Source organism: Enterococcus sp. DIV0876 (assembly GCF_050529585.1).
Lineage (GTDB): Bacteria > Bacillota > Bacilli > Lactobacillales > Enterococcaceae > Enterococcus_D.
Genome location: NZ_CP172882.1, coordinates 2,823,683 through 2,849,996 on the forward strand (window position 1 = coordinate 2,823,683; position 26,314 = coordinate 2,849,996).

A 26,314-nucleotide genomic window follows, 5' to 3' on the forward strand; every position below is an offset into this window, starting at 1 on the left:
CAATCTTATTTTGTCGGTCTCACTGATTCAAGGCTTTTTTGAGCATTGCAATGACTGAATCAAATTGGGAATGATCTTTGACGACTTGATCGGCTTTTTGCCGATTGCCGCGATCTTTCAAGAAGTCCATGATTTGCCCTTCATCTTTGATACCTAATTTGGCCATAAAGGCTTCTAGGTTAGCAAAATCAGTATATTTTTTCAAAAAGTCATTGTTCAACAGCCCGTTAATATCCAGATTTCCTTTTTGATACGCTTGATATAAACCTGTCAATTCACTAAAACTAAAATTTTCTTTTAATTGATCCATCCATCCCATGATCACGCCTCCTTAGAAATGATTTTGGCACCCAATGTCTGCTCAAAATGCCGCAACGCCCATTCATGTCCAACAGCATCAAAACTTGCGACTGCATCTGCATCGATCACCAAACGATACCCTAAATTATACGCGTCTACGGCGGTATGAAGTATACAAATATCGGTACAAACACCTGTTAAATACAACTCAGTGATACCGCGCTCCCGCAAACGAATATCTAAATCAGTTCCGCTAAATGCCGAATAATGGCGCTTGTCGATCCAGTAAACATTTGCACGGTCTTGATTCTCTTCATACAGTGGCGCCAACCTACCATAAAGCGCCCTGCCACTAGTGCCTGCTATGTTGTGTGGTGGAAACAACCGACTTTCTGGATGGTAGTGATCGTCAGAATCATGGCGATCAATGGCAAAAACAACATAGTCTCCTGCTTCGATAAATGCTTGGGTCTGAGCGACCAATCGTTCTTCAATGGCTTGCCCTGCTTTCCCTGTGGTCAAACGTCCTTCATCTGCGACAAAATCAACTGTATAATCAATAGACAACAATGCTTTCATAGGCATCCTCCTTTATCATCTGCTGCGTGCATGATCACTTTAATTTCTTTACAAATGCCAATACCATTTCCGCCGAACGTTTGCCGGCGTCTAAAATAAATTCATCAAAGGATTGGGTGGCGTCATGATCCGCCGTATCGCTGATGGCACGAACGATCAAAAAAGGTACGTTGAATTGTTGCGCAGTTTGGGCAATTGCTGCTCCTTCCATCTCACACGCCAACGCATCAGGAAAATGCCCCAAGATTTCAGAGACTTTTTGGGGATCATTGATAAAACTGTCTCCGGTAACGATCAACCCATTTTTCACAGTGTGCTTGGTGGCCTCTGCCGCTTTTGTCATTTCGCTGATCAAGTACCGACTCGCTTCATAATACAAAGGCATTCCACCAGGTAATTGGCCGTAAGCATAGCCAAACCCTGTCACATCAACATCAAAATACGCTACTTTATCCGAGAGAACCACATCCCCCACTTGCAAACCTGCACCAATACCACCAGCAGATCCCGTATTGATCACCATATTGACACCATATTGCTGAATCAACAGACTAGTGGTGATCGAAGCCAATACTTTACCGATACCAGAACGAACGACGATCACTTCATGATTGCCGATGCTCCCCGAAATAAACAACGCACCGCCTCTTTCCCATGACAATGGTGCAGCTAATTGTTCTCTTAGTGCTTTGATTTCTTCATCCATTGCACCAATAATGCCTATCTTCATACATATATCCTCCTCAAAAAACTCGCTGGATCACGCAGAACAACTGCAACAAATCGCGCTTACTGATGGACTGCGTTCTTCTCTTTTATGATAAACTAGTTTTATTGAAAGGAACAGTTTTTTGTCACCATAAGGAGGAGCTATGTCTAAAATTTTCGAACAAATGGCCGTGACCTACGATACCCCAGAACGTAAGAATTTGGCCGCAAAATGTACTGAGGTCCTTGAACCGATAATAAAGCTGCGTCAGTCCCAAACCATGATCGATATTGGTGGTGGCACAGGTCTGGTCAGCTTACCTATCGCACCGCTGGTCGATACTCTGATCATTTGGGATACAGCACCAACCATGGTCAAATTGGCACAAGATAAAATCGACCATCAGCACTTACCCAATGCGACCGCAACCCTCCATGATTTTTTAAAGCAACCAGCCCAGCAACAAGCAGATATTATTTTGCTGTCTTTGGTCTTGCTGCATATTCCTGATACTAAGGCCGTTTTCGACAAAGTTTTTGCCTTGTTGCGCCCACATGGCATCTGCCTGATCATTGATTTCGAAAAAAATCCAGAGGTGGCCCATCCGCTCGTACACAATGGCTTCGATCAAGAAACCTTAGATACTCTCTCAAAGGATGCAGGCTTTATCGATCAGCAGTATCAGGTATTTCACCAAGGACCAAATTTATTCATGGGCAAACCTGCTCGTGTATGCTTATATACCGCCAATAAACCAAATTAGCGCACAAACACCACTTCTTTGTTTGAGAAGTGGTGTTTGCCTGAACATCAAAATCAAGTAGCTGGCTACAGCAAAAAAACAGCTAAGCCGACAACGATCAATAACAAACCGACGATCACGATCCCTTTCATCAAAAAGCGATTCAAATCCCGTGACTTTTGGTTTTCTCCCGCTCTTGTCTTGGTCATATCTTTATTTTTTTTACGTATTTTCCGGTAATGATTGTCGATTTGCTTTTCTTTTTGCTGCAATTCTTTGCTGCTTTGCTTGGCGATGATTTTTTGATTTCGTTCATGCGCCGCCTCTTCTTCTTCTTTGCGCCGCCGCAATTCTGAGCGGGTGATCAATGGTTCTTTAGGCAAGGCCCTTCCTCCGTTTCAATTCTAGCAGTTCCCAATATTGAAGCGCAAATAACGTTTTGGCATCGCAAATCGTTCCTTCTGCAACGGCAGCTTGCGCTTCCTCAAAAGTCAATTCATAGATTTCTAACACTTCATCATCATCTTGCGGCAACGGATTGTCTACTTTTGTAATAGCTGTTGCAGCATAGATGTGCAATATTTCATTGGCGAATCCAGGAGACAAATACATGGAGTATAAATGTTCTAAAGCGGCTGGCCGATAGCCGGTTTCTTCTTCCAACTCACGGGCACCGGTCAGTTCTGGAGATGCCCCTTCCCCAGGATCGATCTTGCCTGCAGGAATCTCTAAAATCACGCGCTCAAGCGGTTTTCTGAATTGGCGCACAAATACCATTTTATTTTCCGCTGTCAGAGCTATCACCGCTACACCGCCAGGGTGAAAGACCAATTCCCGTTTGCTGGTCCCGCCGTTGGGTAAAGCGACATCGTCAACGACGACATCAATGATTTTCCCTTTAAAAATTTCCTTGCGTTGGATCGTTGTTTCTTCAAAATCTGTGTATTCGAGCATTTTCCCACCTAACCTTTACTAGTCTTATCTAACAAACACTTTAGCATAATTTGCCAAAAATATCTTCTTAAGAAAAAACAAGAAAGCTTATAAATTTACTAAATATCAGAAAATCCACCCCAAGTCTGATATTTTTATCTGAGTGAACATGCTAAAATAAAGATGTCGAACAACCAAATCAACTTGTCCAACGATTTTTTAGGAGGAGGAAAAATGAAAAAAAATATCCGACTGATCGCTGGCGCGATCATACTTATTTTGCTGCTAATCTTTATTAGCTCAACTGGTACCGATATATTTACAACCTTGTTGTTATTAGCAGGTATCGTTTTAGTCGTGATTGGTCTTAGAGGACGCAAAGTCGAAGCCAATCCTCATGTATTGCCTTCTTTGACCAAAGAAAGAGAAGCGCACTATCTAAAAAGCGGTATGTCTGCCCGTGAGATCGAACTATTTCGCGAAACAATGAACCAAAGCAAGCAGCAAATCGACCAATTTCAAAAAAATATTGCCCGCAACAACAAGCTTAAAGCCATTGACTTACGTCATGACGCTTTGCGGGCATCAAAAGCGCTTTTTAAAGAATTGGTCAAAGAACCAACGAAGCTTCCATTAGCAAATCATTTTCTTTATACCCATTTGCCAAATATGGTAGATCTAACCGACAAATTCATTGAAATCAACGAACATGAGATCAAAAGTCGCGAAACTTATGAGAAAATCGAAGAAAGCACCCAAATCATTGAACAAATGGCGTCATTGATCGCCAAAGATTATTCACAATTCGTTGCAGATGATCTAGATGATATGGATATCGAGTTATCCATTGCCAAACAAAGCATAAAACGCGATAATGAATAGGGATAGGTCTTAGGTTTGAATTTGCCGACAGATCTAAAAAAAAATCTAGCCCCGGCTAGATTTTTTTCGAAATGCACACATTTTTAGGAGGAGTTACTATGAGTGATACACCTGATCAAATAAAACCAGTCAATGATACCCTTGACGATCTATTGAACAACCCATTTGCAACCCCCGTTGATACACTGACAACTACCCAGCAAGCTGAGATCACTGCATTACAAGAACAACAGCAAGCACCACGTCTGATCGATAAATTGCCGCCAGAAAGACAAGCGCAAGCACAAGAACTGGCTAATAAAATCGACGCGACAGATCAGCAAGCAGTCATCACTTACGGCGCCGCTGCACAAACGAAGCTTGGGGAATTTTCACAATCAATGTTGAATCACGTTCAAGCAGCTGATATTGGCCCTGTTGGGGATTCGTTAACGGAGTTGATGTATCGTTTGCAAGAGGCCAACCCGGATGAATTAAGAGCCGGCGAAGGCAGTCTCTTCAAACGGATGTTTGGAAAAGTCAAACAATCGATTTTTGAAATCACTGCAAAATACCAAAAAATCGGCGCACAAATCGATAAGATCGCCGTCAAATTAGACAAAGAAAAAGATGGTCTATTGAAAGACAACTTAATGCTTGAACAACTTTATCATAAAAATAAAGATTACTTCGATGCATTGAACATCTACATTGCGGCTGGGGAATTGAAAATGCAAGAACTTCAAACTACGATCATCCCAGAAGCTATGAAGAAAGCTGAAGAGACCAATGACCAAATGGATGTCCAAATTGCCAATGACTATGCACAATTTTTGGACCGCCTAGATAAACGGACCCATGATTTACGTTTGGCACGACAAATCACGATCCAACAAGCACCACAAATCCGTTTGATCCAAAATACCAACCAAGCGCTGGCAGAGAAGATTCAAGCCTCTGTCAATACAGCGATTCCGCTATGGAAAAATCAGGTCGTCATTGCCTTGACCTTATTACGACAAAAAGATGCGGTCACAGCGCAACGTCAAGTGTCTGAAACTACGAACGAACTATTGAAGAAAAACTCGGAAATGTTGAAAGTTTCAGCCATAGAAACAGCCAAAGAAAATGAACGGGGCATCGTTGATATCGAAACCTTGCAAAAAACCCAAAATGATTTGGTGGAAACCATCCAAGAAACATTGCGCATCCAACGTGAAGGGAAAGAAAAACGTCGGGCTGCTGAAGTTGAATTGGGTCATTTAGAAGAAGATTTGAAAGACCGTTTATTAGATTTGACGGGAAATAAATAAAATAGATGCCGAAACCTTCTAGGATTTCGGCATCTATTTTTTTATTGTGTAACCAAATCTAGCGGAGAATCAATTTGTTCAACTACTTCTTTTCCTGCAAAATGATCAAAGGCAGCTTGTAATGCCAAACGCCCCATTTCTTCTGGCTTCTGCGCAATCGTTGCAGTCATTTTCCCTTCTTCTATTGCTTTTAAGCCATCTTCTGTTCCATCAAATCCAACTATAACAACCCCTTCACGACTACCGATTGCTTCAGCAGCGCCTAAAGCCATTTCATCGTTTTGCGCAAAGATTCCTTGCACATCACTATTCGCTTGTAAAATATTTTCCATGACTGTTAAACCTTCCGCACGGTTAAAATTCGCTGATTGTTTTTCGATAACATCCAGTTTGCCCTCTGCAAAGTCATCGAATCCTTTTCCGCGTTCCCTCGTCGCAGATGCGCCTGGTACGCCTTCGAGTTCAACTACTTTCGCATTTTCACCTAATTGCTCTAGTATAAATTCAGCAGCCATTTTCCCGCCTTCTTCATTGTTTGATGCAACTGTCGTCAGCAAAGTTCCGCCATCGCTGCTTCTGTCGATTGCAATCACAGGAATATTGGCATTGTTTGCTGCTTCGACTGCCGGTACAATTGCTGAAGAGTCAACTGGATTAATCAATAACACATCGACATTTTGCTGGATCAAATCATCTATATCATTACTTTGTTTTGCTGTATCATCTTGTGCATCGACGAATTTCACTTGCGTATCATTTTCTTCGGCAAGTTGTTGAATACCATCTTGCATCGATACAAAGAACGGATTGTTCAATGTGGAAATTGATACACCTACGATTAGTTCAGACGCTGCTTTTTCCTCAGATTGTTCTTCATTGCTATTGCCGTTGTCTAATGTTGCCGCGCCACACCCCGCTAGTAAAAACATGCTTGCTGCCAATAAAAACATTTTTTTCATGATTGTTCCTCCTTGTTTATTATTTTCTTTTTCTATCCAACAATACTGCTATAACAATGACGATTCCTTTTACGATCTGCTGATAAAAACTTGATACCCCAAGCAGATTAAGTCCATTATTTAAAGTACCAATGATCAACGCACCGATCAATGTACCAAACAGTCTTCCACGACCGCCGGATAAGCTGGTCCCTCCCAGAACAACTGCTGCTATGGCATCCATTTCATATGATTGCCCTGCAGTAGGTTGGGCAGAATTCAATCGTGACGTAATGATCATCCCACTGATCGAAGCCATCAAACCTGAAATAGAATAGATCACCATCTTCACTTTATCTATTTTCACACCCGCGACAAACGCTGCTTTTTCATTGCCGCCAATCGCATACGTTTTCCGGCCAAAAGATGTCTTGTGCAACAAAAGAAATAGCACAAAATAAATAACAAACATAAGTACTACAGGAAAAGGAATGCCAAACAAGTAACCACGGCCTAAGAAACTGAAGAAAAAACTATCTCCTAATCCTGTGATCGGATTGCCATTTGTATAAACCAATGTTGCGCCTCGATAAATCGTCATTGTTGCTAAAGTGGCTATAAAAGGGGCCATTTTTCCTTTCGCAATCAGCAAGCCATTCAATGCGCCAAGGATACTCCCACTAAGCAACCCAATAAGAATTGCTAAGACAGATGACATACCATTTGCCATCAAACCTGCAGTCAAAGCACTTGATAGCGCTAATGTAGACCCAACAGATAGATCTATTCCTCCTGTTAAAATGACGAATGTCATTCCGAATGCAATAAAGCCGTTGGCAGCTACTTGGCGCAGCAGATTAAGCAGATTACTCGGTGACAAAAAGCTAGGATTAAGTACCGTAACTGCAATGACCAATGCAATCAATGCTAACAGAGGTCCTAATTTAGATATATATTCTGATAGTTGTTTCGTTTGGAACGCTTTTTTTTCCATTTTATTTCCCTCCGGTTGCATATGTCATAATCGCTTCTTGTGTGGCATCTTCTCTTGATAATTCACCAGCTATTCTTCCTTCATGTAAAATGATAATTCTATCACTAACCCCAAGCACTTCTGGCAAATCACTCGAAACCATGAGGATGGCAATCCCTCTTTCTGCAAGTTCATTCATTAATTGATAAATTTCACGCTTCGCGCCAACATCGACACCTCGCGTAGGTTCATCCAAAATAAGCACTTTAGGACCGACACCTATCCATTTTGCCAACACGACTTTCTGCTGATTTCCTCCAGACAACTCTCCAACGATATCTTTCGCACTCATCGTTTTGATTCTTAGCCGTTCGATCATCAAGTCAACGAATGACCGTTCTGTCTGGCTATCAACAAATCCTTTCTTAGAAAATTGATCGATACTCGGAAGACTGATGTTATCAATGATTGGAAAATCTAGAATCAATCCTTCAGTTTTTCGGTTTTCAGTTAGAAATCCTATCCCATTCTCAATCGCTTTTGACGGAGAAGAAGGAAACACTTCTTTCCCATCAATAAAAAAGTTACCGCTTTCAATTTTGTCAAGTCCGAATATACTACGCATCACTTCAGTTCGGCCCGCACCCATCAAACCCGAAAATCCCAAGATTTCACCCGCTCTTACACTAAAATCGATATCTTTAAACACATGTGAAGCTGCAGTCATATTCTTGACTTCAAATACGACTTCACCAATGACGGCCTCTTTTTTTGGGTAATAGTCAGAGAGCGCTCGACCGACCATTTTTTTAACAACTTCTTCCATATTGGTATCTTTCGTTTCTTTCGTATCAATCGATAACCCATCGCGCATAACAGTGATTTTGTCACTTATTTTGAAAATCTCCTCCATTCTATGTGAAATGTACACGATCGCTGTGCCTTTTTCCTTCAATCTTTGAATGATCGCAAACAAATTGTTGATTTCGTTATCTGATAAAGCTGCAGTGGGTTCATCCATGATCAATACTTTGGCCTCAGTCATCAATGCTTTTGTTATTTCTATCATTTGTTGTTGTCCTACAGATAAATCATCGACATCTTTTTGAAGCGGAATCTGGATGCCTAATTGTTCAAAAATCAACTGCGCTTGATTGGCCATCGCTTTCGTATCTAAAAATCCTAACTTGGTTTTGATTTCTCGATTTAGAAATAGGTTCTCTAAGACTGTCATTTGTTCCCAGTTATTCATCTCTTGGTGGATAAAGTTGACACCAGCTTCTTCAGCTTCTTTGGGATCTTTAAATGTTTTTTCCACACCATCAATCACTATTTTGCCGTGATCTTTTTGATGGAGCCCGGTTAGAATATTCATCAATGTAGACTTTCCAGCACCGTTTTCACCCATTAATGCGTGAATTTCACCTGGATATAGTTGCAAAGAAACATCTTTTAACACTCGATTATGTCCGAATGATTTCTCAATATTCATCATTTCGATTTGCAAAGAGTTCCTCTCCTTTCTTTTAAAAGATCACTGCGGACTGTAAGATAATATTAGCGTACGGTGTTGCTTCCCCCGTGCGAATGATTGCCTTGCTGTTGTGTGTCATTTTCTTAAAATCATCATGTGTCAGATATACAATCGATAGATCGGGAAATTGCTCAATGATAAATTCTAGTTGATCAGGGTTCTCATATTGAATTTCTTCAGCTAGAATAATCGATTCAATGGCCATCTCTTCCTTCATCAGAGATACTACTTCTTGGAAACTTGGTGTACCAATTGCCAACGCCACATCTATTTTTTTTACGCCTGCAGGTATGGGCAGCCCTAAATCACCTATTGTGATTTGATCTGTGTGTCCTAAGTCCGCTAATACTTTATCAATATCGCTATTCAAAATTCCATGTTTCTTCATACAAATCACTCTCCATCATTTCTTTCAAAGTCGGCATTCCCCCTTGCGCACCATAACCCGAGACTGACATCGCGGCAGCTAAATTGGCAAAAGAGAGGGCTTTTTCAATAGGGATTTCATTTAAAAGCGCCACAGCCAAAGCGCCATTGAATGTATCGCCAGCACCTGTAGTATCGACAGGCACCGTTTGAAATGCAGGTATTCTCACTTCTTCACTGCCATTATGGAAAACTGCGCCGGCTGAACCTAAAGTAACGATCAGCTTATTCGGATATAGTTCGAGTATTTCTGATCTGTTTTTTCCGGGAAACAAAATGTCAAACTCATGCTCATTTGGTGTAACATATTGAACTTTCTCAATCATACTAGCCGTCACTTCTCGTGCAGGTGCTGGGTTATATATTACTGGAATGCCTTTTGACCAGCATAAATCAACAATGCATTCATTTACGGCTTGGGGAATCTCATTTTGCAAAATGACTAAAGCAAAGTCATCGATCATTTTGTTCCATTTTTCTTTTTCGTCCAAATCAAAAGCATTATTGGCCCCTGGAATGACAATGATGCTGTTATCATGATCAAATAGCGTGATGTGGGCAGAGCCGGATGACTGGTGTGTAACGGGTTCCACATAGTCAGTAGAAACTTCGTTTTGAACAAGATTGGCGATGATCTCGGTGCCAAACAAATCATCTCCTACATGTCCCATCATCGCTGTATGGGCACCTAATCGGCTGGCGGCTACCGCTTGGTTCGCCCCTTTCCCACCAAAACCAGTGCTGAAATTTTCGCCAAATACCGTCTCGCCTTGATTAGGTCTTATGTTGGTTGTAACGATAAAGTCAATTGACATACTACCAACAACTAAAATTTTTTTCATCCTATGTTCCTCCATCTCTTAAAGTCTCACGCATCTCTAAATGCACTGGCAATATTATTTTTTTGCTTTCAATATAGTCATTATTCATCAGAGAATACAACATCTCTGCACCTTTAAACCCCACTTGATACGCTGGTTGATGAATAGTAGTCAATCTCGGTACAACAAGTTCGCTGATCGGTACATCGTCATATCCTATCACTTGCAACGATGCAGGCACTTGATAACCTCTATGGTATGCCTCTTGCAATATGGTTATGGCATGTGTATCGCTAGGTGCTATAATACTATCTACTTCAGGATAACGATCAAAAAGCAACGTTGCCGTTTCTTTCGCATCTTCCAATAAGAATGATTTTGACTGTATAAGTGAATAAGACATATTTGCAGTTTTTAACGTTTGTTCAACGCTCATTAACCTATCTCTTGCTCTAGTAACAGATTCAGGACCAGCAATAACAACTATATTTTTGGGGTTTCCTTTTAAAATTGCTTCAGCAGCAAGTTGGCCCCCTTGTTTATCATCAGAATAGACGCCGTATTCAACATCTTCATCTATACGGTCCAAAATCACTGTAGGTATAGTACTGTCATTTTTATTCTTATGTTCCACCGCTGACAGAATACCGGCAACATTGTTTTGTTCAAAAGCACGTAGATATTCATTTGCTTTTTCATTGTTTTCCTGGATATTTCCCAGTATCACTTGATAGCCTTTTTTTTGAAGGAAATCTTCGACACCTTTGGCTACCATTGGGAAAAAAGGATTGGATATATCTGGAAGCAACAAGCCTACAAGCTTCGATTTTTTTTGAAATAATGAACGCGCCACCTCATTTGGTGAATAATTCAATTGTTTGATCGCATATGTAATTTTTTTTCTAGCTTCTTCACTGACATATCCCGTTCCATTCATCGCTCGAGAAACTGTAGCAACAGAAAGTCCAGCTAAATTTGCCACATCTTTGATTGTTGCCATCTTGACCCTCCTCCAACATGTAACCGATTACATACACATCATAATCGATAACTTGATTGATTGCAAGTATTTATTTTTACAAATTTTATCGCACATGACAAAATTGCGGTGGCGATTGATCCTCATTTCCTAAAAAAAAACAACCCCGCATGGGATTGTCTGTACAAAAAACGGATTTTGATATGCTAACGTTGTTCTTCATCTTGCAATGCACTGTGGCGATACCCGTAAACAAAATAAATCACTAGGCCCATCACCAATGTGATCGCAAAGACGATCCACGTCGTCATTTGCAAACGGGTCATCAAAAATAAGCAACTTGCAACTGAGATCAATGGTAACACGGGTACAAAAGGTACTTTGAACTCCCCTTTTTTTGGTGCCCCCAGCATCTTACGTAATTTGATGATACCTAATGACATCAAAATCAAATAAGACAATGCGGCAATATTGGTCAGTTCCGCCAATATATTTAATGGAAAAGCTGCGGCAAAGAACAAGGCAAACGCGCCGGCAACATAGGTCGCTTTTTTAGGCGTTTGCTGCTTTGGATCAACCTCTTGCATAAAGCGTGGCAGCAACCCATCTTTGCTAATGGCATATAACAGGCGTGCCAATGAATACATCATCGCGATCGTTACCGTTAATAGTGTCAAGATCGCTCCCACAGAGATGATCGATCCTACTACGCCATGGTTGATATAACGCATAGCAAATGCGACTGGATCACTGACCCCTAATTCTGTATAGGGTACGATTCCCGTCAAAATCAACGTCACCACAATATACAGAACTGTAGCAATTGCAATCGAGCCAATAATCCCCCGAGGCACATTTTTCTTTGCATCTTCGACTTCTTCTGCTGCCATCGCAACTGCATCAAATCCTAAAAAGGCAAAGAAAACCAACGCTGCGCCATTAAAGACACCAGAAAAGCCAAAAGGCATAAATGGTTGCCAATTGGTTGGTTGAACGAAAAACACGCCAAATACGATAAACAGCGCAATGATCGCAAATTTGACCCAAACCATCGCATTATTTAAGCGTAAAGCTTTCTTTGCCTCTTGGCTAACCCATAAGGTCACAAAAACGATCACCAAACCAGCAATCAAATCGATATACGTGCCTTTGCTTGGGTCATAGCCAGCTGTCAGGGCAGTAGGCAAATGGATACCGGCGCTTGCTAAAAAGCCTTGGACATATCCTGACCAGCCTGATGCCACAGAGGAAACGGCTAATAAAAACTCACAAATCAGAAACCAGCCAGCCAACCAAGCAATGAATTCCCCAAAAACGACATACAAGTATGAATAGGCCCCGCCCAAAACTGGGATACGAGAAGCAAATTCAGCAAAAGATAAACCAGATAGTACCACTACGACCCCTGCAATCACAAAGGACAAAATAAGTGCAGGGCCTGCATACTCAGCAGATGCCGCTCCTGTCACGACAAAAATTCCCGTGCCAATGATGGCACCAATACCAAGCATGATCAAATCTTTTAATTTCAATTCTTTTTTTAGGTTCGTCACACGCTCTGGTTGTATGACCTTTTTTCGAAATAAATCCATGTTTCCTCCTGAATTTTACGTTAGGCTGCCTTCATATAGCCTAGCAATACGCCACCAATGATGACCAACAGACAGCCTACGACAACATAGCGTAATTCTTTTTTTGTTTTCTTTTCTCCTAAAATGAAAATACCGCCTAATGTTGAAATAATGATCCCCATTTGCGACAATGAAAAACCGACTGCCAAACCAACTTGCTGCACAGTGATCAACATACAAACATTCCCGATTCCCCACAGCAAACCAGACAATGTATTCTTCCACACGTAACGATCAACTGTTGTTTTACGTAATGCAAACAAACTTGCACCGATCAACATACCGACACTTTGCGGCAAAATAATAGCCAATGGATCGATGCCGGCCCAAGTGATAATGATCGTATACGCACCATACCCGATCGTAGAAGAAATCAACGCTCTTAATCCTTTAGGAAAATCGAGCATTTTATTTTCAGTTTCCGGTGCTTTTTCACCATCTTGACGTGCCGTTAAATAGGCACCAATCACTAATAAAATCAGGGCACAGATACCTAACAAATAATCACGGGTTTGCGTCCATTCAGCAAAAAAGATTGCTCCTGCCACGGTATTCAAAATCAATTGCATACCTGTTGATAAAGGCAAGCCAACAGAAACACCCAAATGTTTCATGCCATGGAACTGACCATTCTGACCGACAGACCAGCATAGTCCTGAGAGCAAACCGATCAAGATCACTTTCCCATCGATCGTAGGCATCGTGACAAAAAATACAATCAACGAAAAGACAAAGGCACCAATCGTCATACCTAATGTTTGTTGATTGGCATCGCCTCCAAGTTTTCCACTGACTAAACCGATGCTGCCCCATGCGAACATAGGGATTAAAGCTACAAGTATTTCCATTTTATTCATCCTTACTATTCAGTTTTTAGTACACAAAGGATAGTGTATCAGTGAAAACGTTTAAAGGACAAGTTATATTTTGCTGAAAATAAACTGAAAATCAGACGTGATACTGGGTATAGCCAATCCTCATTTTTCTAACGGGTTTCTTCATAATAGCTTAATAAGGGGAAAAACAAGGTCATCGTTGTACCTTTTCCCACGGTGGAGACAGCGGTTAATTCAATACCTAATTCTTTGGCCAGATTCTTGGCTAAATATAGGCCCAATCCAGTAGAGTGCGTATCGGTTTTCCGTCCATTTTCGCCAGTAAATCCTTTGTCAAAAATACGGCGCAGATCCTCTGCAGGGATGCCGATCCCATTATCGATCAACCTTAAATAGGTTCCTTGGTCATCTTTGTCGATTTGGATCGTCAACTGGCCATTATCTGGTGTATATTTGACTGCATTACTCAACAACTGGTTAAAAATAAAGGAGAGCCATTTTTCGTCCGTCAAGATGAACTGGTCGCCGCCTTCTACTTCATAGTGCAAGTTCTTTTGGATAAAATAGTTGGCTTGACTGCGCAATACGGGTTGGATCACTGATTTTATCGAGACTTCCTGGACCAAATAGTCTTTCGAGAAACTATCTAGTCGCGATACATACAAGACTTGTTCGACATACTCGTTGATTCTTGTCAATTCATTTTCCAATAAGATAAATTTATCATCAGGAATATCGAACTCTACTGCATGCAGCAGCAAACGAGAAGCCGCCAAAGGAACTTTGATTTCGTGGACCCATGAATCAATATATTCCTTTTGTTCTTCTTGATTACGTACGACTTGCTGCATCAATTCTTGGTGTTCACCAATCAATTGATTGATATACTTTTCGATCCGTTCTTCTTCCACTGATCGTGCACCGTGCAAATAATTTTGTAATAAGATATCTCCAGGTTTGGGGGAGAGTTTTTGCCAAAATCGACGCTTAGCCACATAACTGATCGACAAAAAAAAGACCAGCAACACGGCTTGCATCAAAAATAAATAACCGACAGTTCCCCAGTCTAATGGCGAATGCGGAATCAACCAAAAGACCAATACCGTCAAAACAAACATGATTAACCATGCCACCAGCAGCAGCCAGCGATCCTTTAGAAAACCACCAATTAGTTTGACGTTTTTCATGGCACGATGTATCCTTGCCCAACTTTGGTTTCGATATATCCAGTGGTGCCTGTTTGTTCGATTTTTCGGCGGAGTCGATTGATATTGACGGTCAATGTGTTGTCATCCACAAATCGTTCATCATCCCACAATGCCCGCAATAATTTTTCTCGGCTCAAAATTTTCCCATGATTTTTCATCAAGATATACAGCAATCGGTACTCATTTTTGCTTAAGTCGATGGTTTCGTCATTGATCGACATGCTGCTATTGTCAATATTTAAGGTTAACCCATTGTGGCTCAGGGTTTCATTGCTGCTTTCAACATAATTATATGAACGACGCAGCAACGCATTGATTTTGGCAATCAATACATCGATTTCAAACGGTTTGGTCACAAAATCATCTGCGCCCATATTCATCGCCATGATCATGTCCATATTGGTATTGCGACTAGAAATAAAAATGATTGGCACTTTCGAGGTTTCTCGAATTTTTTGGCACCAATAATAGCCATCAAATACCGGTAAATTGATATCCAATAAGACCAGTTGCGGATTTTCCGCCTCAAAATCGGTGGCTACTTGATGAAAATCAGTCGTACCAAAGGTTTCAAATTGCCATTTTTCCAATTCTTCTATGATCAACTGCCGAATGACAGCTTCATCTTCTACTACCATTATCTTCGCCATAGCTGTACGTTCCCTCACTTTTTTCGAAAGTACTTTCCTTAACTGTATCAAAAAACATACGTGAATGCGAACAATAATCGCTAGTTTAACTAATTATAAAAGACCCGCCTAATAAAGACGGATCTTCCCTTGTGCTTCCTTATGCCAATTTGTGTGTATTACTCAATGATTTCTACTGCTTCTATCAGCAATTTCCCAACGAATAATAAAATACCGTCAAAGAAAAGCACACTCATATTGATCCCTAGCAACATTGATAGTTTTTCTACGACTTCAATTTTGGGCCGCTGTTTCAAGTAGCGCATCAAACAGAAATTTGTTCCATAGGTCACCAACATGATCAATCCCATTAAGATCACCATTTTTTTCCCTGCATTTCTACTGCTTTATTTTTGTTCTGACAAGAAGTCCCTTAATTTGCTTTGGTCGATCGCTGGGTAGCGATCTAAGAATTGACTGATTTTCTGGACGATTGCTGGTAAATGGCCCAATGCATCGTTTTCGATTTGCAAGACCAGCAAGGGTTCGTGTAAACTCATCCGCAATAAAAACCACCCATTGCCGTATGGCGCTGAGACTTTGAACCGTATCCCTTCTTCATTTTCAGGATCAATGGTCCATCCCGGTTGATTGATGGAGCCAAAATCGGCAATCAATTGGCGCCCATAGTTTTGATAGTCGGGCGTATTGATTTTGAAGCGTAATTCTTGTGTTTCTGCCGGCTGCTGCAATGTCGCAATCAAATCATCCAATGAAGTCCCCTGCGCCTGAAGTTCTGGCAAGATCATAAGGATCTTCGCAATGACATAGGCGCCGTCATCTAGAAAATAATTTTCTTTGAAGGCGGCATGGCCGCTGGTTTCAATCGCTAGCTGGACATCATCTCCTGCTTCATTTAACGTGATTGCTTTATTGATGACATTACGGTAGCCGGAAATGTAACGCACCTGTTGACCGCCTAATGATTCAATGAACCTTTTCAAATGATCTGAAGTAGGTGAATTGGTCACGATTTTTGTGCCTGGATGCGCTGCCAGCACGATTTTGCTTAGTACAGCAATCATATTATTACGGTTCAGCGGCGCGCCGCTTTGGGTGACCACTGCCGAACGATCGACATCTGTATCAAAAATGATGCCAAGATCCGCTTGTTCTCTCAAAACAGCATCAGTGATACTCTTCATGGCTTCTTTATTGTCTGGATTAGGAATATGATTGGGAAAATGCCCATCCGGTTCTAGGAATTGTGATCCATTGGTATCCGCACCTAATGGTATCAGCACTTTTTCGGCAAAGAAGCCCCCTGCACCATTACCGGCATCAACGATGATTTTCAATCCTGATAACGGTTGCCATTCCGTAGTCCCTATTCCCTGACGAATCTTCGCCACTAAATCAGCAGCATACGGTGTAAGCAAGTCTTGTTGTTGATAAGTGCCTGAAACATCACTAAGCGTTGGTTCTGTATGGGTCAAGATGTACTGAATGTCCTCTTTTTCAGCACCACCTTCACGGCTGAATATTTTAATGCCGTTAAAGTAATAGGGTAAGTGGCTTGCAGTGAGCATCACTCCCGCATCACAAGCAAAGTCGCTAAATTGCGTACTCATAAACATCGCCGGTGTCGTTGCCATGCCGCAATCGATCACATCGATCCCTTCTGCTTGCAACTGAGACATCAATACTTGCTGCAGTGCTTCGCCACTTAAGCGGCTATCTCTGCCAACTGCCACACGAAAAGGACCAGTCCCTTTACTGGCTAACCAGTGATGCAATCCTGAAGCCACAGCTTTGACTGTAGCTGCTGTCAGTGTCACGTTTTCATCGGTAGTTGCGATAGCAATCCCCCGTATATCAGAACCATTTTGTAAATCAGCGTACGTCATTTCCTCCACCCCTTCTTGTAACCGGAATCATCTTTATTATACCAGACAGGTTAGAAAAAGGGTGGCCTTTTTAGTATTTTTTACTTTAAATAAATAGGTGTCACTTTCTGTAATCAATCCCTTCCAATGCGAGTAAGCGTTGTTTTTCCGATAATCCCCCACGATAGCCTGTCAATTGTCCATTTTTCCCTAGTACACGGTGACAAGGCACGATGATCATCATAGGGTTTCTGCCAACCGCATTGGCTACCGCTCGTGTGGCCGCTGGCCGGCCGATTTTTTGCGCCAAAGCGCTATAACTGATCGATTGCCCATATGGAATCTCAGTCAGCGCTTGCCAGATTGCTTGTTGAAAGGGCGTACCGATAAAGTCAAATGGGAGATCAAAGGTCATTGGTTCTCCAGCAAAATATTGCTGCAGCTGCTGATCGATTTGCTTATCGATTTCACTGGTGGTAAGGATCGTCACCTGTGGAAAAAATTTGACGAATTCTTGATGTGCGGTTTCTTTTCCTAGATAGACATACCCTCGTTCTGTTCGCATTGCTTCATAGATTTCTTCATTGATGTTGATTTGTTGCCGTGTGACTCTCATTGCGCACCTCTTCTTGAATGATTGCATGTTGTTGTCCCTGATCATACCATCTCCGACTGACAATCACCTACATTTTCCTTTAGTATACACAAATGAACCGATTGACAGCAAAAAAAAACAGCGGCCTATCTTACAAGCCACTGTTTTTTGCTTAATCCAATTCGATTTTTCCAGTATACAATTGATAATAGGTGCCTTTTTCAGCTAATAATGTATCATGAGTACCCCGTTCGATGATACGCCCGTGGTCCATCACCATGATGACATCTGAATTCTGGATCGTCGACAATCGATGCGCGATAACAAAGACTGTCCGTCCAGACATCAAGCGATCCATCCCAGTTTGAACGATTCGTTCGGTTCGCGTATCGATACTAGAGGTTGCTTCATCCAAAATCATTACCGGGGGATCAGCAATCGCTGCGCGTGCAATCGCCAACAACTGGCGCTGACCTTGTGACAAGCCATCCCCATCTCCTGTGATGACTGTGTCGTATTTCTGCGGCAGGTGATTGATGAACATATCTGCATTGGCCAATTGGGCAGCAGCTAAGACTTCATCATCTGTCGCGTCTAGCTTACCAAAGCGAATATTTTCTCTGATCGTTCCGGTAAATAAGTGGGTATCTTGCAAGACAATACCCAAAGAGCGACGCAATGATTCAAGATGGATTTTTTCAATATTGATGCCATCATAGCGAATCTTGCCTTCTTGAATATTGTAAAAACGATTGATCAAATTGGTGATGGTGGTCTTCCCAGCTCCTGTGGCACCGACAAAAGCCACTTTTTGCCCCGGTTCTGCAAATAAATTGATGTCTTTCAAGACCATTTTGTTGTCCACATAACCAAAGTCAACATCTTCAAAACGCACATCGCCGGTGACTTCGGTATACGTGATCGTTCCATCTTCATGGGGATGTTTCCACGCCCAAGTACCGGTACGTTCTTTGGTTTCTACCAATTGACCTTGTGACCACTTGGCGTTGACCAATGTCACATACCCAGTATCCACTTCGGGTGTTTCATCTAACAAGTTGAATATACGCTCTGCTCCCGCTAGTGCCATGATCACAAAGTTGATTTGTTGTGAGACTTGGCTGATTGGTCCATTCAAAGACCGGCTCAATTGCAGAAATGACGCAATCATCCCCACAGTCAACCCTGACACACCATTGATCGCAAACAACCCACCAATAATGGCAATCAACACATATTGAATATTTAACAGATTCATCATGATTGGCATCAAAGTATTGGCATTGACATTGGCTTTGGTTGCACTTTCTTGCAATTGATCATTGAGGGCATCAAATTCAGACATCACAACTTTCTCATGATTGAAAATCTTCACGACTTTTTGGCCATGCATCATTTCTTCAATATAACCATTCACTGCACCCAAATCTCGTTGTTGCGCACCGAAGAAACGACCACTTTTGCGTGATACCAAACGAATCACGTTCAACATCAAGACAATGGACAACAAGACAAAAAGTGTCAAAGGTAAACTGATAGAAAACATGGCAATAAACACCGAACAGAAAGTGACTGCAGCCATCATCAAGTTGGGAATACTTTGTGAGATCATTTGGCGCAATGTGTCCGTGTCATTGGTAAAGTGACTCATGATATCTCCGTCAGAACGCGCATCGAAGTAACCGACTGGCAACGACTGCATATGCGTGAACATTTGATCACGTATCTTTTTTTGCGTACCTTCACTGATTTTGACCATCATAAAGTTATAAGTCAATCCGGCCAAAATACCGATCAAGTAGATGATCCCCATTTGAATAATGGCTTGCAGAAGGCTACTGAAATTCGGATTACTTTGTCCCATCAAAGGCGCGATATGATCATCGATCACCACTTGTAAGAAGAGAGAGCCCCGTACATTAGCAAAAGCGCTCAATAAAATCATGACCATTACGATCAGCAACTGGCCTTTATAATCCCCAAACATGGTTTTTAATAAACGTTTCATCGTTTTTGCTGGATTTGCTGCTTGTCTATTCTTCACCTTCACCAAATCCTTTCTGTTGGGAATGGAACACTTCTTGATAGATTTTATTGTTGGCTAACAATTCATCATGGGTCCCTATGCCATTGATTTTGCCATCGTCCATGACGATGATACGGTCGGCATCTTCAATGGAGTTGATACGTTGCGAGATAATGATCGTTGTTGTCCCCGGAATCTCCCGCTTCAACCCTTCGCGAATACTGCGATCGGTCTTGGTATCTACTGCACTCGTAGAGTCATCCAAAATCAAGATTTTGGGTTTTTTCAATAATGCGCGTGCAATAGTCAACCGCTGCTTTTGTCCACCAGAGACATTGTTTCCCCCTTGAGAAATCATCGTGTCATATTTATCAGGAAACTCTTGAATAAATGGATCTGCCTGTGCGATCGTTGCCACACGCCGAATTTCTTCATCTGACGCTTCTTCATTGCCCCAGCGTAAATTGTCATTAATGGTTCCGCTAAAGAGCACATTGTTTTGCAGCACCATGCTGACTTGGTCTCTTAAAACCGCTAAATCGTAGTCGCGGACATCATGTCCCCCTACTTTGACATGTCCTTCGATTACATCATAAAGTCTAGGGATCAATTGAACAAGGGATGATTTCCCACTACCTGTTCCACCGATGATGCCAATGACTTCTCCTGAAGCAATTTCAAGATTGGCATGTTCCAAGGCTAACTTATCTTTGTCATTCGCATAACTAAAGCAAACATCTTCAAACACGATCGAGCCATCACTGATGCTCATTAAAGGATCGGCAGTATTTTTCAAATCACTTTCTTCGTCAAGTACTTCTACCACCCGTTCTGCGGAAGTTCTAGCAATCAGAATTTGAACAAACGCCATCGACATCATCATCAAGCTCATCAAAATTTGCATCGTGTAATTGAACATACTAACGAGTTCACCTGTAGTCAGGCTGCTTTGTTCAACAATCAATTGGGCACCGAACCAAGAAAGCAGCAACATGCATGTATAGACAGAAAATTGCATCAATGGCATGTTGAATGATACGATTCGTTGCGCCAACGTGAAATTGCGATAGACATCTTCAGATACTTTGTCAAAAATTTCTTCTTGTTGTTCTTCTCGGACATACGATTTAACGACCCGTACACCTTGCAGATTTTCTTGTACAACATTGTTCAACTTGTCATAGATTCGGAAGACTTTCAAAAACAGCGGATGGGCAAATTTGATCACCAAAGCCAACCCAATCGCCAAAACCGGCAACACGACAAGATAGATCGTCATCAGCTCTGGGCTGATAGTGCTGACCATCACCAAGGAAAAAATCAAGACCAAGGGGCTGCGGACAAGAATCCGAATGATCATTTGATAGGCATTTTGTACATTGGTCACATCTGTGGTCATCCGCGTGATCAAACTCGCAGAAGAAAACCGATCAATATTGGAAAAAGAAAAATCTTGGATCCGTGAAAATAAGTTATGTCTTAAATTACGGGCGAACCCAGCAGAGGCGATCGCCGCCGTTCGTCCACCCAAAGTTCCTAGCAGCAACGCCAATAAAGACAATAAAAAAAGCAAACCACCATCTCGTAAAATTACGCCGGCGTCTCCTTTTTCGATCCCTTGGTCGATCATCATTGCCATGATCAAGGGCATGATCACATCTAAGGCCACTTCTCCGGCAACATATACGGGGGTCATTAGACTGTCTTTTTTGTAGCTGCCCACATTTGCGAGCAATTTTTTTATCATTATTTTCTTCCCTTCTGTAAATGGCACCAAACACCGATTTTATGGTTACATCCAAGTTTACTGTATCACTTCTCCGAATACAAGCGTCTCGTTTGCTCTTTTTTTGAGAAAATTTCCTCAAAAATAGCTACCCCTTTTCAAGAAGATACAAACGGTCTTTAAAAGCGACTGAGGTAGCCGTTTTTAAAGACCGTTGCTTGAATAATATGTGTCGCGCTGTTTTACTACTCTTCCGTCTCAAGCGTTTCTTCATCTGTCGATGGGGCCACCACAGATGTATCTTCCGGTACACTGGTTGTTGCCCCTTGCAGGTTGCCACGACTGATACCGATCGTGATCCACGTTTCTAACGGAATGAACTCACCATAGCGGCTCATTTCTACCACAGTTCCTTTGGGTTCAGCAGAATCGACATAATAAATGTCATAGTAGACATAGGCGCCTTTAGATTTGTATTCATCAAAGAACAATTTGGGCAAATCACCTTCAGTCGCTTGGAAGCGAATATCTTTCAAATATGGTTGTCCCAATGAATAAACAACTTTCACGGTTGGCAGACTATCGCCTTCGCCATATTCTTTGCCCGCTTCAACTGATTGACTGATGAAGCTGCCATAGGAAACATTCGTTGCATAGATCGTTGATACTTGAACAGGTATCTTCGTTTCCAATCCTTGGGCCTCTTCGATCGTATATTGAGAGAAGTCCGGTACTGTCATGGCTTCGCCTTTTGACACTTTGACAAGGAAAGTATCTTTCTTCGCCAGTTTGCTGCCTTTGACTGGTTCTTGAGAAACCACTAAATCAACCGCGACGCTATCTGAAAATACCGCTTCTTCTTTGTAAGATAACTCATTTTTCTTGGCCCATTCGGCAGCTTCCGTCTTGGTTTTGCCAGTAAAATCTGTGACTTCGATATCTTTTTCAAAGACTTCTTTGCCCTTCGAATAATAGACACTCAAGCGGTCTTTCCGGCGATATTTTGTCAGATCCAATTCTTTGTTGTTGGCTTCTTGCTTGATAAAGGCATTGGCTTTGACACTATCATCGAATTGCTCGATCAAAGAAATATTTTCCGCTTTGTTGTCCTCGATCCATTGTTTGGCTGTCTCAGTTTCCATTTCTGAAAAATCAGGCAAGGTCAACTGTTCCTCTGGGTCTGGTCCAAGGCTTGCAGTCAGTGTCAAGGTCGCACCCTTTTTGATTTTTTTATCTGCAGCGATATCTTGGGCAATGATTTGATTGGTCTCCATGTCAAAATCATAGGCTTGTTCAACCTTGAGAACCACACCTTCTTCATTGCTCCAAGTCCGTGCTTCCGAAAGATTGGTCGCTTTGAAATCAGGGACTTTGACATGCGTCAATTGATAGTAGACAACCCCGACCACGATTGCCAACAGCAGTGCAAGAGCCGATATAATAACTATTTTTTTACGTTTTCTATTTTTGTATGTTGGATCAAATTCCGTTTCTTCTTGACCGAAACGACTCACTGCTTGTTGGCTTTTTTCTGGCTGTTCATCTACCTTGGTTTCTCGATCTCTTTGCTTACTTCCGCGCCGGCTGCCAATTGATTCTGACTGGCTTGCTGTCTCTGGCGCTGTCTCCGGAGCTGTTTCTGGCGTCATTTTTTCATCTTCCGGTTGTGTAGCTGCTTGCGGTGTCGGTTCTTGTTTTTTGCCATCATACTTATCCGGACTAAAATTAGATAGGAAATCACTCATGACGACTTAACACACCTTTACGAAGGTACAAGACTTCATCGGCTTGTTGCGCAATCTCATTGGCATGGGTCACTACGATGACACACTTATTGTGGACATGGGCCAAGTCTCTAAAAATATCAATGATTTCTTGTTCCATGGCTTCATCTAAGTTTCCAGTTGGTTCATCTGCCAAAATAATGTCAACATTGGTTGCCAAAGCACGGGCGATGGCAACCCGTTGCTGCTCTCCACCAGATAGTTGATTGACTAAACGATTGGCTTTTTCTTTCGTAATACCAATATAATCCAACAGATTATAGGCTACTTCTTGCTGATTGTCCGGCAACTTATTTTTGGTGATGGACATTGGCACCAATACATTCTCAACAGCACTTAAATAGGGAATCAAGTTGTAGCTTTGAAAGATGATGCTGATATCATCTCGCCGGTAATTCTCATGACCAATTTTTTCAATGTCTGTGCCTTCAAATAAGATTTCCCCACTTTTGGGGCTATCTAAGGCACTGATCAGTGAGAGAAAGGTAGTTTTCCCAGAACCAGATTGACCCAAGATTGCGTAAAAACGACCTTTTTCAAAGGCTACTGAGGTTTCTTTTAAAATGTAGCGACGTTGGTCGCCATCTTGGTAGTAATAATCGACTGCTTTGGTTTCTAATAATGTCATGGTGTTTTTCCTCCTACATCATGATTTTCTTCGGATTTAAGCGCAAGATATAGAGCAATGGCAAGACAGCTGACAACAAGACTGTTCCAAGTCCTAGCAATAAGTAGGTGATAATATACCCAATAGAAAAGGTCACTTGATACGCATTCTTGATATCATTCAGATCGATATCAGCTGATGACATCAAGCTGCTGTAATACACTACGCCATTGTCGTTTTGAGCATTCATAAAGTCATTTTGCATCAAGACGTTTGAGACTGCTCCACCTAAGAGATTCCCTGTTACCAACGAGACCAAAAGGGCAATTGCACTAACAAGAATAACTTCGATCACGATTTGACCGATTACTTTACCGCGACTTTCTCCTAAGGATAGATAAATGCCTAGTTCTTGTTTACGGTCTCGCAAGAAGAGTAATACCACCAATGAAATAATGAACATCGCTGCGATCGAAGCGATGATCACGATGTAGTTGGCAATTATCCCCATCCGATTAAAGCCGCCAGCAATTTGCTCATATTGATCTGTATTGGCAACAACTTTGTAGTAATCCGGCAATAAAGCATCTGCTTCTTGTTTGAAGGCATCGACATCATCGATAGAATTCAACACAAACATCGGTTGATAGTATTGCTCTTCATCTGAAACATCCATGGTTTCACCCCATAATTTTTCAGACTGGATTTTATTGAATTCTTTGACAAAATTATTGCTGGCATAAAAGGTATTGATTTGATCCATCAACATCCATGCTTGGTCATTATTTTGGTTACTATCTGATTGACTGGACTGTGCGCTATCGTCCTTCTTAACGACAGAAAAAATCCCGGCAATCGTCACCGGATAATCAAAAGTCACAACTGTAGTGCCTTCATCCGAAGCGTCATCATCCTCTTCACTCTCAGAAGCCTCTGTATAGACTTCACTGCGGATATCCCAAACGAGCTGATCACCGACAGATAAGTTATTGGCTTCTGCGACTTCTTTACTCACCAAAACAGCACTTGTGGTCTCGTTCATATCTTTGTCGGTAAATCCGTCACCCTCGATCAATTTGATCAAGCCTTCCCGCATATCTAATGGCTCTGTCAAATTACCACCTTTCACAGAAAAATAGTTTCCGCCCATCCCCATAGATCCATCTTCAGGTGTATAGGCTTTTAATTTTTTGGTTTCAATATAACTAGTATTTGAGTAGTCATAATACTTCACATAACTCAACTCCCCGACTTGATCATACACATCTAATCCAGGAGATATCGGATAAAAATCTTCACTATACTTTTCTTCATCTGACATATCAGCAGTTTCTTTTTCAAAACGCTCATAATCCATTTCAACTGTCGCCACGTTGCCCATTTTTTTCTTGGTTTCGGTTTCGACATTGGCCGTAGATTGTTGAATCGCTACTGCACCTGCGATGACATTTCCTAAAACAAATACAACTAAAAATAAAATAAATGATTTCCCTTTTCTTCGAGTGATACTTTTTAATGCACGCTGCCAAAAATTCATTGTCATTTCCTCCAGTGACATTATTTTTTAACAATTATTCCATACTTCCCACACAAGAACAATCTGAATAAATGGGGGTTATTTGAATTATTCTATTAAAATAACAAATAATAAATATATAAAAAGCGTATAAAAAGCATCTAATCATCTATTATATAACTGAATTGTTATGAATGGACATTCTAACAGTTTTGTAAGGTAGCGTTTTAAATGTATTGTCAAAGTAATGCTACTGTTTTACATAAAAAAAAGCACCTACTAGGTTGACTAGTAAGTACTTATCTTGATTTATTTGTCTTTGGTGTCGATCACGATCGTTACTGGTCCATCATTGATCAGTGAGACTTGCATATCCGCCCCAAATCGTCCCGTTGCCACGGTCAATCCTGCCTCTGTTAATCCTTGATTGAAGGCCTCGTACAGAGGGACAGCAATAACTGGCGGTGCCGCTTTGATAAAACTAGGCCGATTGCCTTTTTTGGTATCCCCATAAAGTGTAAATTGTGAAATACTTAAGATTGCCCCATCGATTGCCGACAAGGAACGATTCATTTTGCCATCATCATCTTCAAAAATCCGTAAATGTTGGATCTTGCGAATCAGATAGTCCACATCTGCCTGCGTATCTTCATGCGTAATGCCCAATAGAACCATCAATCCTTGCTTGATTTCACCTACAATGGTTCCTTCAATTGCCACACTGGCTTGACTGACACGTTGAATCACTGCTTTCATCTAGCC

General features: G+C 41.5%; 27 protein-coding genes. 3 read left to right on the plus strand and 24 right to left on the minus strand.

The genetic code is table 11. From position 1 onward, the window contains the following. Positions 1 to 19: 19 nt before the first annotated feature. The 3 genes from IGI41_RS13375 to IGI41_RS13385 are packed head-to-tail and all read right to left on the minus strand — an operon-like array spanning position 20 to position 1,609. A complete protein-coding gene (locus IGI41_RS13375) occupies positions 20 to 319 on the minus strand; it encodes a hypothetical protein (protein WP_430610264.1) in 300 nt (99 codons plus the stop codon). A gap of 2 nt (positions 320 to 321) precedes the next feature. Then, the gene (locus IGI41_RS13380; RefSeq protein ID WP_430610265.1) at positions 322 to 879 is read right to left on the minus strand and encodes a cysteine hydrolase family protein; all 558 of its coding nucleotides are present in this window, start codon (positions 877 to 879) and stop codon (positions 322 to 324) included. A 34-nt stretch (positions 880 to 913) separates the two neighbouring features. Beyond that, on the minus strand, positions 914 to 1,609 hold the full coding sequence (locus tag IGI41_RS13385) for a 5'-methylthioadenosine/adenosylhomocysteine nucleosidase (RefSeq protein WP_430610266.1): 696 nt from the start codon (positions 1,607 to 1,609) through the stop codon (positions 914 to 916). 142 nt (positions 1,610 to 1,751) lie between these two features. Here IGI41_RS13385 and IGI41_RS13390 point away from each other — a divergent pair, with 142 nt between their 5' ends. Continuing rightward, positions 1,752 to 2,351 carry a class I SAM-dependent methyltransferase gene (locus IGI41_RS13390; RefSeq protein ID WP_430610267.1) on the plus strand — a complete coding sequence of 200 codons (600 nt, stop codon included), beginning with the start codon at positions 1,752 to 1,754 and terminating at the stop codon, positions 2,349 to 2,351. A gap of 65 nt (positions 2,352 to 2,416) precedes the next feature. Here IGI41_RS13390 and macP read toward each other — a convergent pair whose 3' ends face one another. Both macP and IGI41_RS13400 read right to left on the minus strand, forming a co-directional pair. Further along, complete coding sequence (gene macP / locus IGI41_RS13395) at positions 2,417 to 2,713, minus strand: cell wall synthase accessory phosphoprotein MacP (RefSeq protein ID WP_430610268.1); 297 nt, start codon at positions 2,711 to 2,713, stop codon at positions 2,417 to 2,419. Beyond that, positions 2,706 to 3,284 carry an NUDIX hydrolase gene (locus tag IGI41_RS13400; RefSeq protein ID WP_430610269.1) on the minus strand — a complete coding sequence of 193 codons (579 nt, stop codon included), beginning with the start codon at positions 3,282 to 3,284 and terminating at the stop codon, positions 2,706 to 2,708. Before IGI41_RS13400 ends, macP begins: the two co-directional genes overlap by 8 nt. A gap of 213 nt (positions 3,285 to 3,497) precedes the next feature. Between IGI41_RS13400 and IGI41_RS13405 the strand changes: the two genes are divergently transcribed. Further along, positions 3,498 to 4,145, plus strand: coding sequence for a 5-bromo-4-chloroindolyl phosphate hydrolysis family protein (locus IGI41_RS13405; RefSeq protein WP_430610270.1), 648 nt, complete (start codon positions 3,498 to 3,500; stop codon positions 4,143 to 4,145). Positions 4,146 to 4,243: 98 nt separating this feature from the next. Next, a complete protein-coding gene (locus IGI41_RS13410; RefSeq protein ID WP_430610271.1) occupies positions 4,244 to 5,437 on the plus strand; it encodes a toxic anion resistance protein in 1,194 nt (397 codons plus the stop codon). A 41-nt stretch (positions 5,438 to 5,478) separates the two neighbouring features. On the opposite strand, the gene IGI41_RS13415 is transcribed toward IGI41_RS13410, so the two are convergent. The 19 genes from IGI41_RS13415 to dtd form a co-directional block, all read right to left on the minus strand. Then, complete coding sequence (locus tag IGI41_RS13415) at positions 5,479 to 6,396, minus strand: D-ribose ABC transporter substrate-binding protein (protein WP_430610272.1); 918 nt, start codon at positions 6,394 to 6,396, stop codon at positions 5,479 to 5,481. Positions 6,397 to 6,415: 19 nt separating this feature from the next. Next, positions 6,416 to 7,369: an ABC transporter permease gene (locus IGI41_RS13420; RefSeq protein WP_430610273.1), complete on the minus strand. Its 954-nt coding sequence runs from the start codon at positions 7,367 to 7,369 to the stop codon at positions 6,416 to 6,418. 1 nt (position 7,370) lies between these two features. Then, complete coding sequence (locus IGI41_RS13425; RefSeq protein WP_430610274.1) at positions 7,371 to 8,855, minus strand: sugar ABC transporter ATP-binding protein; 1,485 nt, start codon at positions 8,853 to 8,855, stop codon at positions 7,371 to 7,373. A gap of 19 nt (positions 8,856 to 8,874) precedes the next feature. After that, a complete protein-coding gene (gene rbsD, locus IGI41_RS13430; protein WP_430610275.1) occupies positions 8,875 to 9,270 on the minus strand; it encodes a D-ribose pyranase in 396 nt (131 codons plus the stop codon). Further along, complete coding sequence (gene rbsK, locus IGI41_RS13435) at positions 9,245 to 10,150, minus strand: ribokinase (RefSeq protein ID WP_430610276.1); 906 nt, start codon at positions 10,148 to 10,150, stop codon at positions 9,245 to 9,247. The genes rbsD and rbsK overlap by 26 nt, the downstream gene beginning before the upstream one ends. 1 nt (position 10,151) lies before the next feature. Next, a complete protein-coding gene (locus tag IGI41_RS13440; RefSeq protein WP_430610277.1) occupies positions 10,152 to 11,129 on the minus strand; it encodes a LacI family DNA-binding transcriptional regulator in 978 nt (325 codons plus the stop codon). A gap of 185 nt (positions 11,130 to 11,314) precedes the next feature. Beyond that, positions 11,315 to 12,700 carry an APC family permease gene (locus tag IGI41_RS13445; protein ID WP_430610278.1) on the minus strand — a complete coding sequence of 462 codons (1,386 nt, stop codon included), beginning with the start codon at positions 12,698 to 12,700 and terminating at the stop codon, positions 11,315 to 11,317. Positions 12,701 to 12,720: 20 nt separating this feature from the next. Continuing rightward, on the minus strand, positions 12,721 to 13,587 hold the full coding sequence (locus tag IGI41_RS13450; RefSeq protein WP_430610279.1) for a GRP family sugar transporter: 867 nt from the start codon (positions 13,585 to 13,587) through the stop codon (positions 12,721 to 12,723). Positions 13,588 to 13,724: 137 nt separating this feature from the next. Continuing rightward, entirely contained in the window at positions 13,725 to 14,762 is a 1,038-nt protein-coding gene (gene sapS / locus IGI41_RS13455; protein ID WP_430610280.1) for a two-component system sensor histidine kinase SapS, read from the minus strand. Further along, positions 14,759 to 15,433, minus strand: coding sequence for a two-component system response regulator SapR (sapR, locus tag IGI41_RS13460; RefSeq protein WP_430610281.1), 675 nt, complete (start codon positions 15,431 to 15,433; stop codon positions 14,759 to 14,761). The genes sapS and sapR overlap by 4 nt, the downstream gene beginning before the upstream one ends. Positions 15,434 to 15,591: 158 nt before the next feature. Continuing rightward, positions 15,592 to 15,795: a hypothetical protein gene (locus tag IGI41_RS13465; RefSeq protein ID WP_430610282.1), complete on the minus strand. Its 204-nt coding sequence runs from the start codon at positions 15,793 to 15,795 to the stop codon at positions 15,592 to 15,594. A 24-nt stretch (positions 15,796 to 15,819) separates the two neighbouring features. Then, on the minus strand, positions 15,820 to 17,319 hold the full coding sequence (locus IGI41_RS13470; protein ID WP_430610283.1) for a phosphomannomutase/phosphoglucomutase: 1,500 nt from the start codon (positions 17,317 to 17,319) through the stop codon (positions 15,820 to 15,822). A 100-nt stretch (positions 17,320 to 17,419) separates the two neighbouring features. Further along, entirely contained in the window at positions 17,420 to 17,914 is a 495-nt protein-coding gene (locus IGI41_RS13475) for a methylated-DNA--[protein]-cysteine S-methyltransferase (protein WP_430610284.1), read from the minus strand. Positions 17,915 to 18,065: 151 nt separating this feature from the next. Continuing rightward, positions 18,066 to 19,901: an ABC transporter ATP-binding protein gene (locus tag IGI41_RS13480; RefSeq protein WP_430612863.1), complete on the minus strand. Its 1,836-nt coding sequence runs from the start codon at positions 19,899 to 19,901 to the stop codon at positions 18,066 to 18,068. 25 nt (positions 19,902 to 19,926) lie between these two features. After that, on the minus strand, positions 19,927 to 21,666 hold the full coding sequence (locus IGI41_RS13485) for an ABC transporter ATP-binding protein (RefSeq protein ID WP_430610285.1): 1,740 nt from the start codon (positions 21,664 to 21,666) through the stop codon (positions 19,927 to 19,929). A gap of 224 nt (positions 21,667 to 21,890) precedes the next feature. Beyond that, entirely contained in the window at positions 21,891 to 23,390 is a 1,500-nt protein-coding gene (locus tag IGI41_RS13490; RefSeq protein ID WP_430610286.1) for a PASTA domain-containing protein, read from the minus strand. Then, a complete protein-coding gene (locus tag IGI41_RS13495) occupies positions 23,383 to 24,057 on the minus strand; it encodes an ABC transporter ATP-binding protein (protein WP_430610287.1) in 675 nt (224 codons plus the stop codon). Before IGI41_RS13495 ends, IGI41_RS13490 begins: the two co-directional genes overlap by 8 nt. 13 nt (positions 24,058 to 24,070) lie before the next feature. Continuing rightward, on the minus strand, positions 24,071 to 25,594 hold the full coding sequence (locus IGI41_RS13500; RefSeq protein WP_430610288.1) for an ABC transporter permease: 1,524 nt from the start codon (positions 25,592 to 25,594) through the stop codon (positions 24,071 to 24,073). Positions 25,595 to 25,861: 267 nt separating this feature from the next. Beyond that, positions 25,862 to 26,308, minus strand: coding sequence for a D-aminoacyl-tRNA deacylase (gene dtd, locus IGI41_RS13505; RefSeq protein ID WP_430610289.1), 447 nt, complete (start codon positions 26,306 to 26,308; stop codon positions 25,862 to 25,864). Positions 26,309 to 26,314: the final 6 nt, after the last annotated feature.

What these genes read in the sequence shown, in the direction of transcription:
- IGI41_RS13375 (WP_430610264.1), bottom strand. Translation starts at nt 319, where the DNA reads ATGGGATGGATGGATCAATTAAAAGAAAATTTTAGTTTTAGTGAATTG.
- IGI41_RS13380 (WP_430610265.1), bottom strand. Translation starts at nt 879, where the DNA reads ATGAAAGCATTGTTGTCTATTGATTATACAGTTGATTTTGTCGCAGAT.
- IGI41_RS13385 (WP_430610266.1), bottom strand. Translation starts at nt 1,609, where the DNA reads ATGAAGATAGGCATTATTGGTGCAATGGATGAAGAAATCAAAGCACTA.
- IGI41_RS13390 (WP_430610267.1), top strand. Translation starts at nt 1,752, where the DNA reads ATGTCTAAAATTTTCGAACAAATGGCCGTGACCTACGATACCCCAGAA.
- IGI41_RS13400 (WP_430610269.1), bottom strand. Translation starts at nt 3,284, where the DNA reads ATGCTCGAATACACAGATTTTGAAGAAACAACGATCCAACGCAAGGAA.
- IGI41_RS13405 (WP_430610270.1), top strand. Translation starts at nt 3,498, where the DNA reads ATGAAAAAAAATATCCGACTGATCGCTGGCGCGATCATACTTATTTTG.
- IGI41_RS13410 (WP_430610271.1), top strand. Translation starts at nt 4,244, where the DNA reads ATGAGTGATACACCTGATCAAATAAAACCAGTCAATGATACCCTTGAC.
- IGI41_RS13415 (WP_430610272.1), bottom strand. Translation starts at nt 6,396, where the DNA reads ATGAAAAAAATGTTTTTATTGGCAGCAAGCATGTTTTTACTAGCGGGG.
- IGI41_RS13420 (WP_430610273.1), bottom strand. Translation starts at nt 7,369, where the DNA reads ATGGAAAAAAAAGCGTTCCAAACGAAACAACTATCAGAATATATATCT.
- rbsD (WP_430610275.1), bottom strand. Translation starts at nt 9,270, where the DNA reads ATGAAGAAACATGGAATTTTGAATAGCGATATTGATAAAGTATTAGCG.
- rbsK (WP_430610276.1), bottom strand. Translation starts at nt 10,150, where the DNA reads ATGAAAAAAATTTTAGTTGTTGGTAGTATGTCAATTGACTTTATCGTT.
- IGI41_RS13440 (WP_430610277.1), bottom strand. Translation starts at nt 11,129, where the DNA reads ATGGCAACAATCAAAGATGTGGCAAATTTAGCTGGACTTTCTGTTGCT.
- IGI41_RS13445 (WP_430610278.1), bottom strand. Translation starts at nt 12,700, where the DNA reads ATGGATTTATTTCGAAAAAAGGTCATACAACCAGAGCGTGTGACGAAC.
- IGI41_RS13450 (WP_430610279.1), bottom strand. Translation starts at nt 13,587, where the DNA reads ATGGAAATACTTGTAGCTTTAATCCCTATGTTCGCATGGGGCAGCATC.
- sapS (WP_430610280.1), bottom strand. Translation starts at nt 14,762, where the DNA reads ATGAAAAACGTCAAACTAATTGGTGGTTTTCTAAAGGATCGCTGGCTG.
- sapR (WP_430610281.1), bottom strand. Translation starts at nt 15,433, where the DNA reads ATGGCGAAGATAATGGTAGTAGAAGATGAAGCTGTCATTCGGCAGTTG.
- IGI41_RS13465 (WP_430610282.1), bottom strand. Translation starts at nt 15,795, where the DNA reads ATGGTGATCTTAATGGGATTGATCATGTTGGTGACCTATGGAACAAAT.
- IGI41_RS13470 (WP_430610283.1), bottom strand. Translation starts at nt 17,319, where the DNA reads ATGACGTACGCTGATTTACAAAATGGTTCTGATATACGGGGGATTGCT.
- IGI41_RS13475 (WP_430610284.1), bottom strand. Translation starts at nt 17,914, where the DNA reads ATGAGAGTCACACGGCAACAAATCAACATCAATGAAGAAATCTATGAA.
- IGI41_RS13480 (WP_430612863.1), bottom strand. Translation starts at nt 19,901, where the DNA reads ATGAAACGTTTATTAAAAACCATGTTTGGGGATTATAAAGGCCAGTTG.
- IGI41_RS13485 (WP_430610285.1), bottom strand. Translation starts at nt 21,666, where the DNA reads ATGATAAAAAAATTGCTCGCAAATGTGGGCAGCTACAAAAAAGACAGT.
- IGI41_RS13490 (WP_430610286.1), bottom strand. Translation starts at nt 23,390, where the DNA reads ATGAGTGATTTCCTATCTAATTTTAGTCCGGATAAGTATGATGGCAAA.
- IGI41_RS13495 (WP_430610287.1), bottom strand. Translation starts at nt 24,057, where the DNA reads ATGACATTATTAGAAACCAAAGCAGTCGATTATTACTACCAAGATGGC.
- IGI41_RS13500 (WP_430610288.1), bottom strand. Translation starts at nt 25,594, where the DNA reads ATGTCACTGGAGGAAATGACAATGAATTTTTGGCAGCGTGCATTAAAA.
- dtd (WP_430610289.1), bottom strand. Translation starts at nt 26,308, where the DNA reads ATGAAAGCAGTGATTCAACGTGTCAGTCAAGCCAGTGTGGCAATTGAA.